This window comes from Neobacillus sp., from assembly GCF_031988165.1.
GTDB lineage: Bacteria > Bacillota > Bacilli > Bacillales > Cytobacillaceae > Neobacillus > Neobacillus rhizosphaerae.
Genome location: NZ_DALZYO010000022.1, coordinates 40084 through 56412 on the forward strand (window position 1 = coordinate 40084; position 16329 = coordinate 56412).

At 38.1% G+C, this 16329-nt stretch carries 17 protein-coding genes; 14 read left to right on the forward strand and 3 right to left on the reverse strand.

The window, feature by feature from the left end; all coding sequences use genetic code 11:
- Positions 1–180 precede the first annotated feature (180 nt).
- Positions 181–837 carry a reverse transcriptase-like protein gene (locus RTR43_RS14565; protein WP_312472944.1) on the forward strand — a complete coding sequence of 219 codons (657 nt, stop codon included), beginning with the start codon at positions 181–183 and terminating at the stop codon, positions 835–837.
- A 45-nt stretch (positions 838–882) separates the two neighbouring features.
- Entirely contained in the window at positions 883–1044 is a 162-nt protein-coding gene (locus tag RTR43_RS14570) for a zinc-finger domain-containing protein (protein WP_312473017.1), read from the forward strand.
- Positions 1045–1278: 234 nt separating this feature from the next.
- Here RTR43_RS14570 and cspD read toward each other — a convergent pair whose 3' ends face one another.
- Positions 1279–1479, reverse strand: coding sequence for a cold-shock protein CspD (gene cspD / locus RTR43_RS14575; protein ID WP_071459908.1), 201 nt, complete (start codon positions 1477–1479; stop codon positions 1279–1281).
- A gap of 559 nt (positions 1480–2038) precedes the next feature.
- On the opposite strand from cspD, the gene RTR43_RS14580 reads away from it, so the two are divergent.
- Together RTR43_RS14580 and mntR are read left to right on the forward strand one after the other, a co-directional pair.
- Positions 2039–4207, forward strand: coding sequence for a DNA topoisomerase III (locus RTR43_RS14580; protein WP_312472948.1), 2169 nt, complete (start codon positions 2039–2041; stop codon positions 4205–4207).
- A 93-nt stretch (positions 4208–4300) separates the two neighbouring features.
- On the forward strand, positions 4301–4777 hold the full coding sequence (gene mntR / locus RTR43_RS14585) for a transcriptional regulator MntR (RefSeq protein ID WP_312472950.1): 477 nt from the start codon (positions 4301–4303) through the stop codon (positions 4775–4777).
- 97 nt (positions 4778–4874) lie between these two features.
- On the opposite strand, the gene RTR43_RS14590 is transcribed toward mntR, so the two are convergent.
- Entirely contained in the window at positions 4875–5087 is a 213-nt protein-coding gene (locus RTR43_RS14590) for a DUF3892 domain-containing protein (RefSeq protein WP_312472952.1), read from the reverse strand.
- A gap of 114 nt (positions 5088–5201) precedes the next feature.
- Complete coding sequence (metA, locus tag RTR43_RS14595) at positions 5202–6110, reverse strand: homoserine O-acetyltransferase MetA (RefSeq protein WP_312472953.1); 909 nt, start codon at positions 6108–6110, stop codon at positions 5202–5204.
- 234 nt (positions 6111–6344) lie between these two features.
- Here metA and RTR43_RS14600 point away from each other — a divergent pair, with 234 nt between their 5' ends.
- The 10 genes from RTR43_RS14600 to RTR43_RS14645 all read left to right on the forward strand — a co-directional run bounded on the left by RTR43_RS14600 (position 6345) and on the right by RTR43_RS14645 (position 16279).
- On the forward strand, positions 6345–8027 hold the full coding sequence (locus RTR43_RS14600) for a formate--tetrahydrofolate ligase (protein WP_396954584.1): 1683 nt from the start codon (positions 6345–6347) through the stop codon (positions 8025–8027).
- Positions 8028–8041: 14 nt separating this feature from the next.
- A complete protein-coding gene (locus RTR43_RS14605) occupies positions 8042–8581 on the forward strand; it encodes a hypothetical protein (RefSeq protein WP_312472956.1) in 540 nt (179 codons plus the stop codon).
- Between the two features lie 104 nt (positions 8582–8685).
- Positions 8686–9534, forward strand: coding sequence for a DegV family protein (locus tag RTR43_RS14610; RefSeq protein ID WP_312472958.1), 849 nt, complete (start codon positions 8686–8688; stop codon positions 9532–9534).
- 95 nt (positions 9535–9629) lie between these two features.
- Complete coding sequence (locus RTR43_RS14615) at positions 9630–10280, forward strand: HD domain-containing protein (protein ID WP_396954582.1); 651 nt, start codon at positions 9630–9632, stop codon at positions 10278–10280.
- Complete coding sequence (locus RTR43_RS14620; RefSeq protein WP_312472961.1) at positions 10277–12166, forward strand: ABC-F family ATP-binding cassette domain-containing protein; 1890 nt, start codon at positions 10277–10279, stop codon at positions 12164–12166. The genes RTR43_RS14615 and RTR43_RS14620 overlap by 4 nt, the downstream gene beginning before the upstream one ends.
- Before the next feature lie 109 nt (positions 12167–12275).
- The gene (locus tag RTR43_RS14625; protein WP_312473019.1) at positions 12276–13409 is read left to right on the forward strand and encodes a conserved virulence factor C family protein; all 1134 of its coding nucleotides are present in this window, start codon (positions 12276–12278) and stop codon (positions 13407–13409) included.
- Between the two features lie 58 nt (positions 13410–13467).
- Complete coding sequence (locus RTR43_RS14630; RefSeq protein WP_312472963.1) at positions 13468–13902, forward strand: BrxA/BrxB family bacilliredoxin; 435 nt, start codon at positions 13468–13470, stop codon at positions 13900–13902.
- A gap of 239 nt (positions 13903–14141) precedes the next feature.
- Positions 14142–14735: a YpjP family protein gene (locus RTR43_RS14635; RefSeq protein ID WP_312472964.1), complete on the forward strand. Its 594-nt coding sequence runs from the start codon at positions 14142–14144 to the stop codon at positions 14733–14735.
- Positions 14736–14840: 105 nt separating this feature from the next.
- The gene (locus tag RTR43_RS14640; RefSeq protein WP_312472965.1) at positions 14841–15422 is read left to right on the forward strand and encodes a TerD family protein; all 582 of its coding nucleotides are present in this window, start codon (positions 14841–14843) and stop codon (positions 15420–15422) included.
- A gap of 80 nt (positions 15423–15502) precedes the next feature.
- Positions 15503–16279, forward strand: a complete 777-nt coding sequence (locus tag RTR43_RS14645) for a TerC family protein (protein WP_312472967.1) — start codon at positions 15503–15505, stop codon at positions 16277–16279.
- Positions 16280–16329: the final 50 nt, after the last annotated feature.

Sequence of the window (16329 nt, forward strand, 5' to 3'; positions counted from 1 at the left end):
CTTTCCCCCACTTTTTTATTACTGAAAGTTTATCATATTTGAATAAAGCTATGCAGATAAATATTTTTCTATTGCACAAGTGGGTATGATATAAAGGAATATATTTAAGTATGAAGTAAATCTAACATTTCCTTTTGGATAAAGTGATGAAGTAAAATTTATCATGAGAGGCTGAAATCAATGAAATATAGACTTGAGTGGAATCATAAATTAAAAAGTAATGAGAAGGTTCAATTTTCATCTGAATGGGTAGTAGGTGAAACAGCCGTTCAAATTGGGGAAGAGCTGGAAGCCTCAGGTAAAGTAACTGATTTGTATTTTTACGATGAGAAAGGGACATCTTGGATTTTAAAGGAAATGAAAAAGCTGTTGATAGAAATTGAGGATGACCCCCATGAAATTACTGTTTATTTTGATGGGGGATTTCTTAAGGAAACGAATCAGGCAGGACTTGGAGTGGTCCTGTTTTTTAGACAAGGAAAAAAGAAATACCGTATACGCTCTAATGAGCGCTTGGATGAATTGGTATCTAATAATGAAGCAGAATATGCGGCATTTTACTATGCATTAACTATTTTGGAAGAGTTGGGCGCTCATCATTTATCATGTGAATTTAAGGGTGATTCACAAGGAGTTTTAAAGCAACTGGAAGGGGAATGGCCATGTTATGAAGAAACGCTAAACCGATGGCTGGACCGGATTGAGGAAAAAATGAAAACACTTGGTCTTGAGGCCAAGTATACAGTGATTTCAAGAAAAGATAATAAGGAAGCAGATAAACTAGCTACCCAAGCGCTGGATGGGAAGGAAATCTTTGCAAAAACATTAATCCTATGAGAAGAGTGGTGTATCGAATTAGTGAAGCATACGGTCAGAAAAGAAATGTTTAGTCATGTAGAAAGTTTAATGAAGCAATACTGTGAGGGATGTTTTTTACATCAGCTATTGAAAAAAGAAGGCGGAAGGAGAATGGCACATCGTTTTTGCATTTCACAATGCACAGTAGGCGAAAAACTACAGGAATATGGGAAAAAGCTGATATAGACTATCATGAGTTCCAACTACTAACCAGTGGATGGATATGAATTGAAAATGAGTCGTACACTAACATAATAAATGCAGTGTAACCAGATCAGGGCTTCACCTAATTCAAAGTGATAAAAGTATATTTTCACTGTGACAAGATAAACAGCTTCATTTTTGCGACGCTCTCCCCCATTGCCACCAGAAAAAGCTGACGATTTTCGTCAGCCTTTATTTCGTCATTATAATTTAAGATTATAGTTTTACTACGTTAGCTGCTTGAGGTCCACGGTTTCCTTCAACGATTTCAAAAGAAACTTCTTGGCCTTCTTCTAATGATTTGAAGCCATCGCCTTGGATCGCACTGAAATGTACGAATACATCGTCGCCGCCCTCAACTTCGATAAAACCAAAACCTTTTTCATTGTTAAACCATTTTACTTTACCGTTTTGCATGTACTTCTTCCTCCTAAGCCTTTCGAGACACCAAAATCTAGTGCCAAAGTTAAATATTATCAGGTAACAAAATACCATAGCGAATGCTAATGTTCGGTTACATGATGCTTTAAATATACAATAACGGAAATGGACAGTCAAGAAAATGAAAGCGGTTTTTTGAATGAAAATAAAGGTTCTGATAAATTTGTGGAAAGACAAAAATTATATCTAGATCAACACAAATTTTGTTTCAACATATAGTTAAAATTATTAAAGTTTAATCGGCTGTCATAAAATGGTGTCTTTTTATTGATTTGTTTAGATACAACGGTTTAAGAATAACAAGTGATTTTGTCAAAATTATGACAAACAAATTACCATTAATCATAAAAATGTTTGCTAATATATAGGTGACATTCATAGATTGATATTAATTCCAATTAAAGAATAATAAATATAAATATGATGATAAACTATTGTAATGGGGGATAATTAGCAAAATATAATCTTTACGAGGAATTAAAATAGTGGGTAAAATGGAGAGCAGACGCTTTTTGCAAAAAAAGGGGCTATTCAAATGAAATTGATAATTGCTGAAAAACCTGATCAAGGGTCAACTTTGGCTTCCATCTTTAAACATAAAAAACAAAATGGTTTCATTGAAATTTTTCCAAATGATCTTTTTCCGAAAGGTGCTTACGTGACGTGGGCTATTGGCCACATTTGTCAGCTGGTCTCACCCGAAAAGTATCAGCCCGGATGGAAAAAATGGTCATTGGATAATTTACCGATGATACCTGAACACTTTGAGTACGAAGTAACGAAGGATAAGGCCAAACAATTTTCAGTCGTGAAAAAATTGGTATCCAACTCGGCAGTGTCTGAAATTATTCATGCGGGCGATGCCGGGCGGGAAGGCGAGCTAATCATCCGCAATATTCTAAGATTAACAAACTGCAGGAAACCGATGAAACGATTGTGGATTTCATCACTTACTGCAAATGCTATTAGAGAAGGGTTTAAAAAGTTATTAGACGAGAAGGAGACAAAAAGCTTATATTATGAAGCCTATACCCGTGCCTGTGCTGATTGGGTCGTTGGAATGAATGCATCACGGCTTTATAGTCTGCTTCTGCAGAAAAAGGGTTTTTCTGATGTCTTTTCAGTTGGTCGAGTACAAACTCCTACCCTGGCCCTAATTGTAAAACGAGAATTAGAAATTGAAAATTTTAAGGCGGAGCCGTTTTGGGAGGTACAAGCCCAATTTTTAATCAACGGTAAAAAGTATAGCGGGAAATGGCAAAACGATGGTGAAACTCGTGTAAAAACAAAAGAATTAGCAGAGAAGATTGCTGCATTTTGCCGTGAAAAACCCGCTGAAGTTAGCGAGGTTATTTCGGAAAGGAAGGAATTTTTACCACCTCTCTTATATAATCTTTCTGCCCTCCAGGCGGAAGCAAATAAACGTTTTAAATTTTCGCCGAAAAAAACACTTGATGTCATGCAAAAACTCTACCAAAAAGGTAACGTCTCCTACCCGCGTTCGGATTCACGGTATGTAACGAAGGAGGAGGCCATTGCATTTCCGGAAATTTTAAATAAATTAAGTAATATCAAGGATTATGCGGTTTTTTTTCCATTGCCAATCGCTTCAATAACAGATAATAAACGATATGTAAATGAAAAGAAAGTTACGGATCACTATGCGATTATTCCAACTGAACAAATACCGAATCTTGATAGGCTTGATCCAGACGAACGGAAAATCTACGATTTAGTCGTTACTAGTTTAATCGCTGCGCATTATAATAAGGCCATAGCAGAGTATACCACCATTACAACATTGGTAGATGGACGGGCAGCATTTGTTTCTAAAGGCAAGGTCCAAATCGATGATGGCTGGAGAAAAGTTCTGAACCAAAAGGAACATGATGAGGATCCAGCACTTCCACTGCTGACAAAAGGAGAGCAGGGCCAGACTGTAAAGGTAGATGTGAAAGAAAGTCAGACCCAGCCACCCAAACGCTATACTGAGGGCCAATTGATTACATTAATGAAAACAGCTGGTAAGCATATAGATGATAAAGAGCTCGAGAAAATCTTGACTAGGACTGAAGGACTTGGGACCGAGGCGACTAGAGCAGGAATTATCACGATGTTAAAAGACCGCATGTATATTGAGGTTAGAAAAAATGTAGTTTATGCGACTGCAAAGGCTAAAATCTTGGTTGAAGCAATTGGGCATGAAATTCTTGCTTCCCCGGAAATGACAGCAAAGTGGGAGCAAAAGCTGAAGGAGATATCGGAGGGTACAGCTTCCGCGAAGCAGTTTATGGAACAAACCAAAAAAATGGTTTATCATTTAATTTCATCAAGTGTTGACCAATCAGCTAATTGGGCTTTTTCTAAAGAGGTTTCCGAAAATTTCACTCCTGGTAAGAAAAACACGAGAAAAAAGGCAGTGACAAAGCTGGGGCCATGTAAAAAATGCGATGGGTTTGTCATCGATAAGGGCGGCTTTTATGGCTGCAGCAATTATAAAAATAATCAATGCAATTTTACCATTTCAAAAATTATCCTGGGGAAAAACATTACCCAGAAAAATATCAAACTGCTTCTTACGGAAGGAAAGACAGATTTGATTGAAGGATTTACAAACAAGGAAAAAACCTTTAATGCCAGGCTTTTTCTTGATGAAAAGGAAAAGAGAGTCAGACTTTTATTTGAAGAAGCTACATTGAAATAGTTCCAGATAATTGGGTTTGAGTGATAAAGAGCCTTGTCACTCTATTTTTTCTATAGTAAACTTTTAGTGATTATGGATAATGGAGGGTACGGGATGCCAACACCTAGTATGGAAGATTATATCGAACAAATTTATATTTTGATTGAAGAAAAAGGATACGCTCGAGTCTCTGATATTGCCGAAGCGCTGTCTGTACATCCCTCCTCAGTTACGAAAATGGTTCAAAAACTCGATAAAGATGAATATTTAGTCTATGAAAAATATCGGGGGCTTGTGTTGACAACTAAGGGTAAAAAGATTGGCAAGCGCCTAGTCTTTAGACATGATTTGTTAGAACAGTTTTTAAAAATTATCGGAGTAAAAGAAGAGAATATTTATAATGATGTAGAAGGCATTGAGCATCATTTAAGCTGGGATTCAATTGATCGCATTGGAGATCTTGTGCAGTTTTTTGAAGAAGACCAGAATCGGATTGATGCGTTGAAAGATATTCAAAAACAGTTTTGTGAAGAAGACCAGAACCGGATTGACCCATTAAAAGAAGTTCAAGAACTAAAGGAACAAGAATAAGAAAAGCAGAAGGCGCCTGGAGCTGGACATTTCTCGAAGTCCAATATTATAAATTCCTATATATTAAAAAAGAAGCACTTAGCATGGCTAGGTGCTTTTAAAATACACTCGGATAATGGTCAAATGACTGAGCAGTTTCTGGCATTAAGGATATGGTTCCGTTCATATCCTGAACAGCCTGTATTCCTTGAATTAGACCATTTTCAGCATCCATTAAGGCTTTACGATAGGATATGATCCGTCCCCCAGAAGTAACAAAACTAATAATTTCTCCAAAATGATTGCGATGAACTGCAGCGATTGTTTCCAAAAGAATTCCCCCTTTCTCATTTATTCTTTCTTTAATATACGATTAATAAACAAAAAGGGACTATCGAAATTCTCGGAAATTAGAAAACAAGCATCGGAAAAACCGATGCTTGTTTTAACCCCAGGAATAGGGGGTTTCTTGGTAAACATAATAATTGAGCCAGTTTGAAAAGAACAGGTGACCATGGGAACGCCAGCGATTAATTGGCGGCTGGGTTGGGTCGTTGTTTGGAAAGTAATTTTCCGGCATATGGATCTCCATGCCTTTATTCAAGTCTCGATCATATTCTTGTGCCAGTGAATCCGATTCATATTCCAGATGTCCAGTTATCATAACGTGTTTACGATCGTGGGAAGCAATTAATAATGCCCCCGCTTCATCTGAGGCCGCTAATAATTTTAAGTTTGTATTATTCTTTATCGCTGCAATTGATACATCAGTATAGCGGGAATGGGGAGCATAAAAATGATCGTCAAAGCCCCGCAGTAGAATATCATGTTGTTCGAAGATCTGATGTGGATAAATTCCAGAACATTTTCGCTGTAACTCAAATTTACTAATTCCATAATGATAGTAAAGTGCAGCCTGTGCTCCCCAACAAATATGTAAGGTTGAGGTGACATTTTGTTTGGTCCAATCCATAATTTTTGTTAATTCGGACCAATATTTCACTTGGTCGAAATCTAATAGTTCAACCGGTGCACCGGTAATAATCATTCCATCAAATTTTTGATTTTTAATTTGTGGGAAAGTAGTATAAAACTGCTCAAGATGCTGTTTACTTGTATGAGTTGATTCATAGGAGTTCGTTTTTAAAAACTTGACATTTACCTGCAACGGTGTGTTTCCCAATAATCTTAATAGCTGTGTTTCTGCTGTTTCCTTTTCAGGCATTAAATTCAAAATGAGTATATTTAACGGCCTAATGTCCTGGCTACCAGCACGTTCGTTGTCCATTATAAATATATTTTCCTGTTCTAGAACTTCCCTAGCGGGTAAAAGCTTTGGAATGTTAATTGGCAATTGACCATCCCCCTCTTCTTCTGAATATTACAAAAGCATACATCCATTAATACTGCTTCAAGCAGATATATGTCAATGAATATTTTAAAAATTCGATATTAACATTATAAACATTATTATTAATTCAGAAAAGATAATAATTTGTTCATATTTAGTTATCGGAATGAAAGCGCTCTTTTGGTACAATTAAGAAGTAATTTCTATTCTAGTTGAATGTGGGGGATTAAATTGGTAATGAAAACAACTGTGAAGTCTGACATTGAAATTGCACAAGCATCGACGATGAAGCCCATTGTCGAAATCGCAATGAAAATGGGTTTGGAAGAGGACGATCTCGAGTTATTCGGGAAATACAAAGCAAAAATATCTAATGAGGCACTTACAAAGCTTAAAACAAACGAAAGTGGTAAAATCATTCTTGTTACATCGATTAATCCAACTCCTGCTGGTGAAGGAAAATCGACTGTGACAGTTGGACTGGGAGATGCTTTCACTCGGATTGGGAAAAAAGCAATGATTGCGATGCGTGAGCCTTCATTAGGTCCAACAATGGGTATTAAAGGTGGAGCAACTGGCGGTGGTTATTCTCAAGTATTGCCGATGGAAGACATAAACTTACATTTCACAGGAGATCTTCATGCGATTACCACTGCAAACAATGCGCTTGCAGCCTTAATCGATAATCATCTTCAGCAGGGAAATGAACTAAACATTGACCAACGTCGAATCGTTTGGAAACGGGCTGTGGATTTAAATGATCGCGCCTTAAGAAAAGTGATTATCGGACTTGGCGGACCACTCCAAGGTGTCCCAAGAGAAGATGGCTTTGATATCACGGTGGCATCAGAAATAATGGCTGTCTTATGTTTAGCGAAAGATTTAAAGGATTTAAAATTACGATTATCTCGAATGGTCGTTGCCTATAATATTAATAAAGAACCAGTTACCGTCGCAGACCTAGGAGTTGAAGGAGCCTTAACATTATTGTTGAAAGAGGCTGTAAAACCAAATCTTGTTCAAACGATTGAACATACTCCTGCACTTATTCATGGAGGACCGTTTGCCAATATCGCTCATGGCTGCAACAGCGTAATTGCCACAACAGCAGCAGCAAAGTTAGCCGACTATGTTATCACTGAAGGCGGCTTTGGGGCTGACTTAGGTGCAGAGAAATTTTTACATATTAAATCTAGAAGTGCTGGTATTAAACCGGAAGCCGTTGTTATCGTAGCGACTATTCGTGCTTTGAAAATGCATGGTGGCGTCGCAAAAACAGAATTAGCAAAAGAAAATATTTCCTCATTAATCCTAGGATTTGCCAATTTGCAAAAACATATTGAAACGATCAAAAGCTTTGGATTGCCAGTTGTTATTGCGATAAACAAATTTATTACTGATACAGATTTAGAGGTTCAAACATTATTAGACTGGTGCCAAAAAGAGAATGTTGCTGTTGCTTTAACCGAAGTTTGGGAAAAAGGCGGAGCAGGAGGCATTGAACTTGCTGAAAAGCTCTTATCGGTAATTGAAAAGGATGAAAATGATTTTCATTCTTTATATGATCTATCTGATTCGATTGAACAAAAAGTTAGAACGATTGTTCAAAAGGTTTACGGTGGCAAGGATGTAGAGTTTTCTCCAAAGGCAAAAAAACAACTAGTTGATTTTGAAAAATTCGGCTGGTCAAATTTAGCAGTCTGTATGGCGAAATCGCAATATTCCTTGTCCGATGACCCAACAAAGCTTGGCAGACCAACAGATTTTATCGTTAACGTTAGAGAGTTTAAACCATCCATTGGGGCTGGATTTATAGTTGCGTTAACAGGTGAGGTAATGACGATGCCGGGCTTGCCTAAAAAACCAGCAGCTTTAAATATGGATGTGGATGAAAATGGAAATGCAGTGGGGCTTTTCTAAAGGAGAAATAGTATATGTTTGATCCAACGGCCTTTGATAATATGAAAGTGGTTATTGAAGGAGCACTTTATGATCGGGATCTTAGTGGAGAAATTGTTATAACGGACCGAAATGATATGCTTAACATGGCTAAAATGTCCCGTCTGTTTAATCTTTGCTTCAGATTACCGGAAAATAAAGGGTGTGTAATTTCAGCAAAAATCGAAATCGAAGCATTGCTTAATAATTTGGCAGCTGAGCTCTTGCCGGATTCGGTGTCAAATCGGCAAGCTGGCTGCTATGTAAGTTTGCATTTTTTTCTCGAAAAAACCGGAACCATAGATTTCGAAGGGCTACAAGCCATCCTCTCTGAAATTTGGGGAGCAAATAGGAAAGTAACTCAGACTGTACAATCAAACCCTCTAGAAGAAGAAAAAAAGTACACTACTATTATGAAAGTGGAATTTGATCGATTAATAAGTGAAGATCAAATGGATGATTTAATGGAAATGATTGATTTTATGATTATAACTGTAAAGCAGTTGCAATCGATGAAAGGGAACCGGCTTCTTTAGCCGGTTTTATTTTTTTCTGAAAATATTTACATTGTTCAAATTTAACGGTACGATAATTTTAACTAGATATTATGACCTCATACTAAAAATAAGGGGAGATGGACTTGGTTAAAACGGCATGGGTAACCGATAGCACATCCTATTTAGATGATGAATTAAGAAATCATCCAGATTTATACACCATACCATTAACAATTTTGCTTGATGGGGAAGAATTTTCTGATGGGATTGACTTAACTCCTGCTCAATTATTTGAAAAATTAAAGCAACTAAAAAATCCGCCAACTACCTCACAACCATCGGTTGGAGCATTTCAAACATTATATGAACAACTCGCAAACGATTACGACCGAATTGTTGCCGTTCTTTTGTCAGGGAAATTAAGCGGCACTGTTTCCTCTAGTGAGCAAGCCGCGAAGCTTGTCGAGATACCGGTTACTACGTTTGATTCCAATATCCTAACCTATCCCATGACTGCTTTACTAAAAAAAGGGATGGAATTGCTTGAAGCTGGCCTCAGTCTAGATTCCGTGATTGACCAAATGGAAAAAATAAAGGGCACGAATGAGACTTATGTCCTGGTTGGCAGCCTTGAACAGCTTCATCGCGGTGGCAGGTTGTCAGGTGTCCAATTTTTCTTGGGAAGTCTGTTAAACGTCAAACCAATTATTACTTTTGAAGACGGAGCACTAAAGGTAAAAGAAAAAGTAAGGAGTGAGAAAAAGGCAAAAGAAAAAATCTTTGATTACTTCAGGTTATCCTATGAAAAGCATCAGTTTAAAGAAGTATATATCCTGTACGGTTTACACCTAGACCATGCTAATGCTTGGAAAGCTGAATTGAAAGAACAATTTCCACTACTAAAGGTAATTTGCTGTCCGTTAGGTGCAGTAATTGGTGTTCATGCTGGTGAAAATACTCTTGGAATCAGCTGGCATAATGGTTTAAACTAACTTAAGCCATTGAGAGGATAACCTCGAACCTTCGGGGTTATTTTTTATGGCTGGTTCATGTTAAAATAGCTAGGATAAAGGCAGGTGTTGTAATCGTGAAAAAGCAAATCATAAAACAAACCGAAATTTTTGTTCACAACGAATTGGGAGAAGATGCAACTGGACATGACTGGTTCCATGTCGACCGCGTCCGTCGAATTGCATTACATATTTGCAGGGAGGAAAGACAGGGAGATCCGTTTATTATTGAAATGGCAGCGCTTCTCCATGATATACCTGACGAAAAACTTAACGAAACAATCGAAATTGGGAAAGCGAAACTTGACACTTTTATGCACTCCATTTCATTACCTAATGAGGCTAAAAACCATATCATTCAAATCATTGACTCCATTTCATATAAAGGTGGAAGAAAGACTGTGCTCAAAACGGTCGAGGCGAAAATAGTCCAAGATGCTGACCGTTTGGATGCGATTGGAGCAATTGGGATTGCGCGGGCATTTGCCTATGGCGGGAAAAAGGGACAACCCATCTACGACCCAAATATCAATGTAAGAGAAGAAATGAGTTTGGAAGAATATCGAAAGGGAAAATCAACTACCATTCATCATTTCTATGAAAAACTCCTTAAATTGAAGGATTTACTGAATACAAAAGCGGCTAAAGAAATGGCCGAAAGCCGTCAACAAATGATGTTTCTATTTTTAGAACAATTTTACCAAGAATGGGATGAAAATCACTCATGAAAATGCTCACGGTGGAAAATGTTTCGAAAACGTACGGGGAGAAACAACTTTTTAATGATATTTCCTTTACGATTAGTGAAAAAGAACGAGTTGGCTTAATCGGAATCAACGGGACCGGCAAATCCTCATTATTAAAAATCATAGCTGGATTGGATGTTCCTGATGACGGAAAAATAATCACGGGCAAAGACTATTCGATTGCCTTTTTGGATCAGCAGCCTGAGCTGGATACAGAGAAAACGATTCTTGAACAAGTATTCCACGGCGAAGCGCCCATTTTAAAATTGATGCGAGAATATGAAAAAACACTTTTGCAGCTTAATGTTAATCCAAATGCGCCGAAGGTTCAGGAAGAGCTTTTTCAATTACAAAAGCAAATGGATGCACTTAATGGCTGGGATGTGAGCACCAATGCCCAGTCAATTTTAATGAAATTAGGAATTGAAGATTTTACTAAGAAAATCGGTGAGCTTTCTGGCGGACAAAAAAAGCGGGTCGCACTTGCACAGGTATTAATTGCCGAGCCTGATTTACTGATCCTAGACGAACCAACCAACCATCTTGACTTTGATTCAGTTAAGTGGCTCGAAGATTACCTAAGCAGGTATAATGGATCGATTTTACTAGTCACCCATGACCGCTATTTCTTGGACCGGGTTGCTAACAGAATGTTTGAACTAGATGGCGGTAATCTATATAGCTATAAAGGGAATTATGCGGCCTTTATAGAATCCAAAGCCATCCGTGAAGAAAATGAGGCAGCCACCTTTGAAAAAAGAAAAAATCTTTTTAGACGAGAGCTTGAATGGATGAGACGTGGTGCCAAAGCAAGAACGACAAAGCAAAAGGCCCGGATTCAGCGCTTTGATGAGCTGGGGGACAAGCTTTCAAGTGGAAAGCTGTCTAGTGAAAAACTGGATATTTCCTTAAATGGGAGCAGGCTCGGTAAGCAGGTTTTTGAGCTGAAGGATGCTTCGAAACATTACGCAGACAAAAAGATCTTAGATCACTTTGATTTACTTGTTAAACCAGGGGATCGGATTGGAATTATTGGCCGTAATGGAACAGGGAAATCAACCTTATTAAATATTCTTGCAAAAAAAATCCCTCTTGATCATGGTGAATACATTATGGGACAAACGGTGAAAATCGCTTATTATACGCAGGAAAGCGAAGATATGGACGAAAACAAGCGGATGATTGAGTACATTAAAGAAACTGCTGAGATTGTCGAGACATCTGATGGGAAAACAATTTCGGCAGCACAAATGCTTGAACGTTTCCTCTTTCCATCTTTTTCTCATGGTACTCCGATTCGCAAGCTCTCAGGCGGGGAGAAGCGCCGACTCTACTTATTGAAACTTTTGATGACGGCACCAAACGTCCTCCTGCTAGACGAGCCGACTAATGATTTGGATACGCAAACTTTGACCGTTCTTGAGGATTATCTTGATGAATTCCCCGGAGTCGTTATTACGGTTTCACATGATCGCTATTTTCTCGATAAAGTGGCAGAACAACTACTTGTGTTACTTGGTGACGGTGCCATTGATTCGTTCTATGGAAATTATTCGGAATTTCTTGATAAAGAAATGTCAGTTGAAACGCAAAAACCAGTAACTGTTTCTAGTCAGCCTTCTAAAGCGCCAGAAAAAGAAAAGAAGAAAAAAATGACTTTTAAGGAGAAAAAAGAATGGAGCGAAATTGACGAGCACATTGCAAATACAGAAGCACGTCTTGAAGAAATTGCTCTTGAAATAGGAAACACGGGTAGCGATTTCACAAAAGCACAGGATTTGATGAAACAAGAAGCAGAATTAAATGAAAGGCTCGAACATTTAATTGAACGATGGTCCTATCTGGGTGAGCTAGCTGAAAATGAGTAAAGAGTGCGTCTATCCGACGCATTTTTTTTTGCGTTAAGCATCTCCTATGAATGAACGATAGCCAATGTGTTAAACTTGAAAGAGAAAACAATAGAATTAGGTGATTGTGTTGAAAATTCAGGCGATTGAACCAACGCCAAGTCCAAATACAATGAAAATTAATTTAGATCAAGAATTACCAATGGGGAAAAGCCATAATTACAAAAAAGAAACTGCGATTGATGCACCACCCATCATTCAATCCATTTTACAAATTGATGGGATTAAAGGTGTGTACCATGTAGCAGATTTTCTTGCGGTTGAACGGAATGCTAAATATGACTGGAAGGAATTATTACCTAAAGTTCGGCAAGCCTTCGGAGAAAAAGCCCATGAAGCTACTGGGATAAATATAGCGGATGACCATTTTGGTGAAATAAAGGTTGAAATCCAAATGTTTAAGGACATTCCACTTCAAGTGAAGCTAACAGATAATTCGGCTGAGCGGAGGTTTGGCATGCCGGAAACCTTCTTAAAGGCAAGAGAGCGAGCGCAGCTGCCTGAAGACAATTATATCTTATTGCGGAAATGGCAGAACCAAGGTGTCCGGTATGGGGATTTTGATCAAATTGGCCAAGAAGTTGTCGAGGAGTTAATCGCAGCCTATCCCAAAAATCGTCTCGAAGCTCTTATCATAAAAGCTCAAACAAGCGAAACCAAATCCGAACAAAAATCTAAGATGATGCGAAAAAAAGTAACCATTGCCGATTTGCAAGTGCCTGATTGGCAGATTCGCTTTCAGCTCCTTGAGCAAATGGTTGATCCTGAACTAGAGGATTTGCCTGTCCTTGAAAAAGCATTAGCGGATGAGAAGCCTTCTATTCGCAGACTTGCGACTGTATACCTCGGGATGATCAAGAATCAGGATGTACTGCCGCTCTTATATAGAGCCTTAAAGGATAAGACCGTAACTGTTCGTAGAACCGCAGGTGATTGTATATCAGATTTAGGCTTTTCTGAAGCTGCTGATGCAATGGTCAATGCCCTAAATGATCCAAGCAAATTGGTACGTTGGCGGGCAGCTATGTTCTTATACGAGGTTGGTGATGAACATACCCTCCCATCTTTAAGGGCTGCAGAAAATGACTCTGAATTTGAAGTAAGCATGCAAATAAAAATGGCGATTGGAAGAATTGAAGGCGGAGAAGAAGCCAAAGGATCTGTCTGGAAGCAAATGACTGAGGCAAGAAAAACAGACCAGTAATTTTGTAAAATAACAATTGGTATTGTATCATTAAAAGGAAGAAATGGAGTGATTGAGATTGTCAAATGCATATGAAGAATATATGAAACAAATGGTATTACCAATGCGTGAAGAGCTAACTATAGCGGGCTTTGAGGAACTAACAACTTCTGAGGATGTTGAGGAGTTTATGGGAAAACCTAATGGGACAGCATTGGTCGTAATTAATTCTGTATGCGGTTGTGCCGCTGGATTAGCCCGTCCTGCCGCAACTCAGGCAGTTTTAAATAGTGAGAAAAAACCGGATCATCTTGTGACGGTATTTGCCGGACAGGATAAAGAAGCAACCGCTAAAATGCGTGAGTATTTTGCAGGTATTGAGCCATCCTCACCATCAATGGCACTATTAAAGGATAATAAGGTCGTTCATTTTATTCCACGACATGATATTGAAGGAATGCCATTGGAAACAGTTATGCAAAATCTTATCGGGGCATTGGAATCACATTGCTAAAACTACTAGGGGGGTCTCGTGCCTCCCTTTTCTTTTTCAATACGTTTGAGAAAGTGATTTCAAGATAGCCTCCGAAAAACTGAAGCCACTGCTTTCAGTTTATTTTCGTACCCTCTCATTAATTGTTTGGAAAAATTTCAAACTGTTTTTTCCATTTTTTCGAAAAAAGAAGTATAATATTTTCTAAGATACCCAAATTCAACGTAATTAAAGTTCAATAGAATAAAGGGGAATTAGCAATGAATAAATGGCTCCGTAAATCGTTTTTTGTAATAGTTTCCGTCTTAACCTTTGGTCTTGTTACGCCGACACAGTTAATGAATTCAGTAAACGCAGAAAATCTGGGCGACCGCGATGCATTTGAAGTACCCGCGCAAGAAAGTATTTTAACTTCAGCGACTGCACTTTTCGAAGAAACGGATTTTAATAGAGAAAAATTTATTGAAGAATTAATCAAACAGGCAGAAATTCAATCCTATCAAAAGTTTGGTAGCAAAATTAAGCCGGTTATAGAAAATGAATTTCGAGAGATTATTCTACCAAATATCGAAAAAGCCCTTGATGAAACATCTGCTCAATTTCCTGAAGAAGATTTAAAAAATCTGACAATTACTGAACAGCCTAGCGCAGGTCACTCGGAAAAAATTTTTAATATTAAAAATCGCTTAACTGGGAATGATATCCTTCTATTCCATGTTAGACGAGATAATCCACCTCAGGCCGGCTATTGGTTTAATTTTCACTATCACACCTACCATGATGAATTCCAAAGCCATCATGAGCTGGGTTCCATTTATTGGGCCAAAAACACTCCACCAAAATGGATGAGTTAGTGATTGAATTTGCAAAAGGGCAGGAAGAAAATTTATTATAATAATTGAAACCTTTTTAATAGAAAATCGTAAAAAGACTATTACCTAAAATGGAGGAATGAAGAAATGGCAGTAAGTTTATCAAAAGGTCAAAAAGTTGATTTAACGAAATCTAACCCAGGTTTGTCAAATGTTGTGGTTGGCCTTGGCTGGGATACTAATAAATATGATGGGGGACATGATTTTGATCTAGATTCATCTGTTTTCCTTTTAGGAGAAAACGGCAAAGTTTCAAATGACACAGATTTTGTTTTCTACAATAATCCTCAGGGGGCTAACGGGTCCGTTGTACATACTGGAGATAATCGTACTGGTGCTGGTGACGGAGATGATGAACAAGTAAAAATCAATTTAACAACCATACCGGCAAATGTTCAGCGCATTGCTTTTACCATCACAATCCACGATGCAGAAAGCAGAAATCAGAACTTCGGGCAAGTTTCAAATGCCTATGCCCGTATTTTTAATGAAACAAACGAAGAAGAGCTCATTCGCTTTGATTTAGGTGAAGACTTCTCTATTGAAACCGCGATTGTGGTTGGAGAATTGTATCGTCACAATGGCGAGTGGAAATTCAGTGCTATTGGTAGCGGCTATCAAGGTGGACTAGCAGCGTTGGCAACGGATTTTGGCTTACAAATTGGATAATTATTAGAAATTGAGAGATCCGGCGATCGGCAGGGTCTTATTACAAAAATTGTGTACACATTCTAGGAGGAATTACTTTAATGTCAGTTTTGAATCATATCCTTGACACCTACGCCCAATTTTTTAACTGGGAAATGTGGGGTGAGGTTTTAACAAGCCCTGTATCTTGGGGACTTATTGGTACTTTAGTTATTCTTGAAGGGCTGTTATCAGCAGATAACGCACTTGTTTTAGCCGTAATGGTTAAACATTTGCCCCCTAAAAAGCGGAAAAAGGCTCTTTTTTATGGATTATTAGGAGCTTACACGTTCCGATTCATTGCGATTGGAATTGGTGTTTTTCTTATCAAACTTTGGTGGGTGAAGATATTAGGTGCAGGGTACCTTGCCTGGTTATCGATAAAGTACTTCATAGACAAACGAAAAAGTGCTGAAGGTGACAGTGATGAAGCAGAAGGCATGAATCAGAGCGGAATGCTGATTCGTTTATTTGGAACCTTCTGGGGAACAGTTGTAGCTGTTGAATTAATGGATATTGCATTTTCTGTTGATAGCGTTCTTGCTGCCTTTGGCGTGAGTGAACAAGTTTGGGTTTTATTAATTGGCGGTATGCTTGGCGTGTTAATGATGCGAGGAGTTGCCGGTTTATTCTTAACCTTAATTGATCGTGTGCCAGAACTTGAGACTTCCGCTTATATATTAATTCTTATTATTGCCTTGAAAATGCTACTTGCGGCAGTCAATATTGAAATGGGACATCTAACCTTCTTTATTATTTTACTAGTTACATTCGGTGCAACATTTATCGTTCATTTTATGAATAAGAAAAAGGGCGAAGAAAAAGAAAATAGTTTATAGAAATTTTGCATAAAAAAGGGAGCTGACGAAAGTCCGTCTCCTTTCTTTTT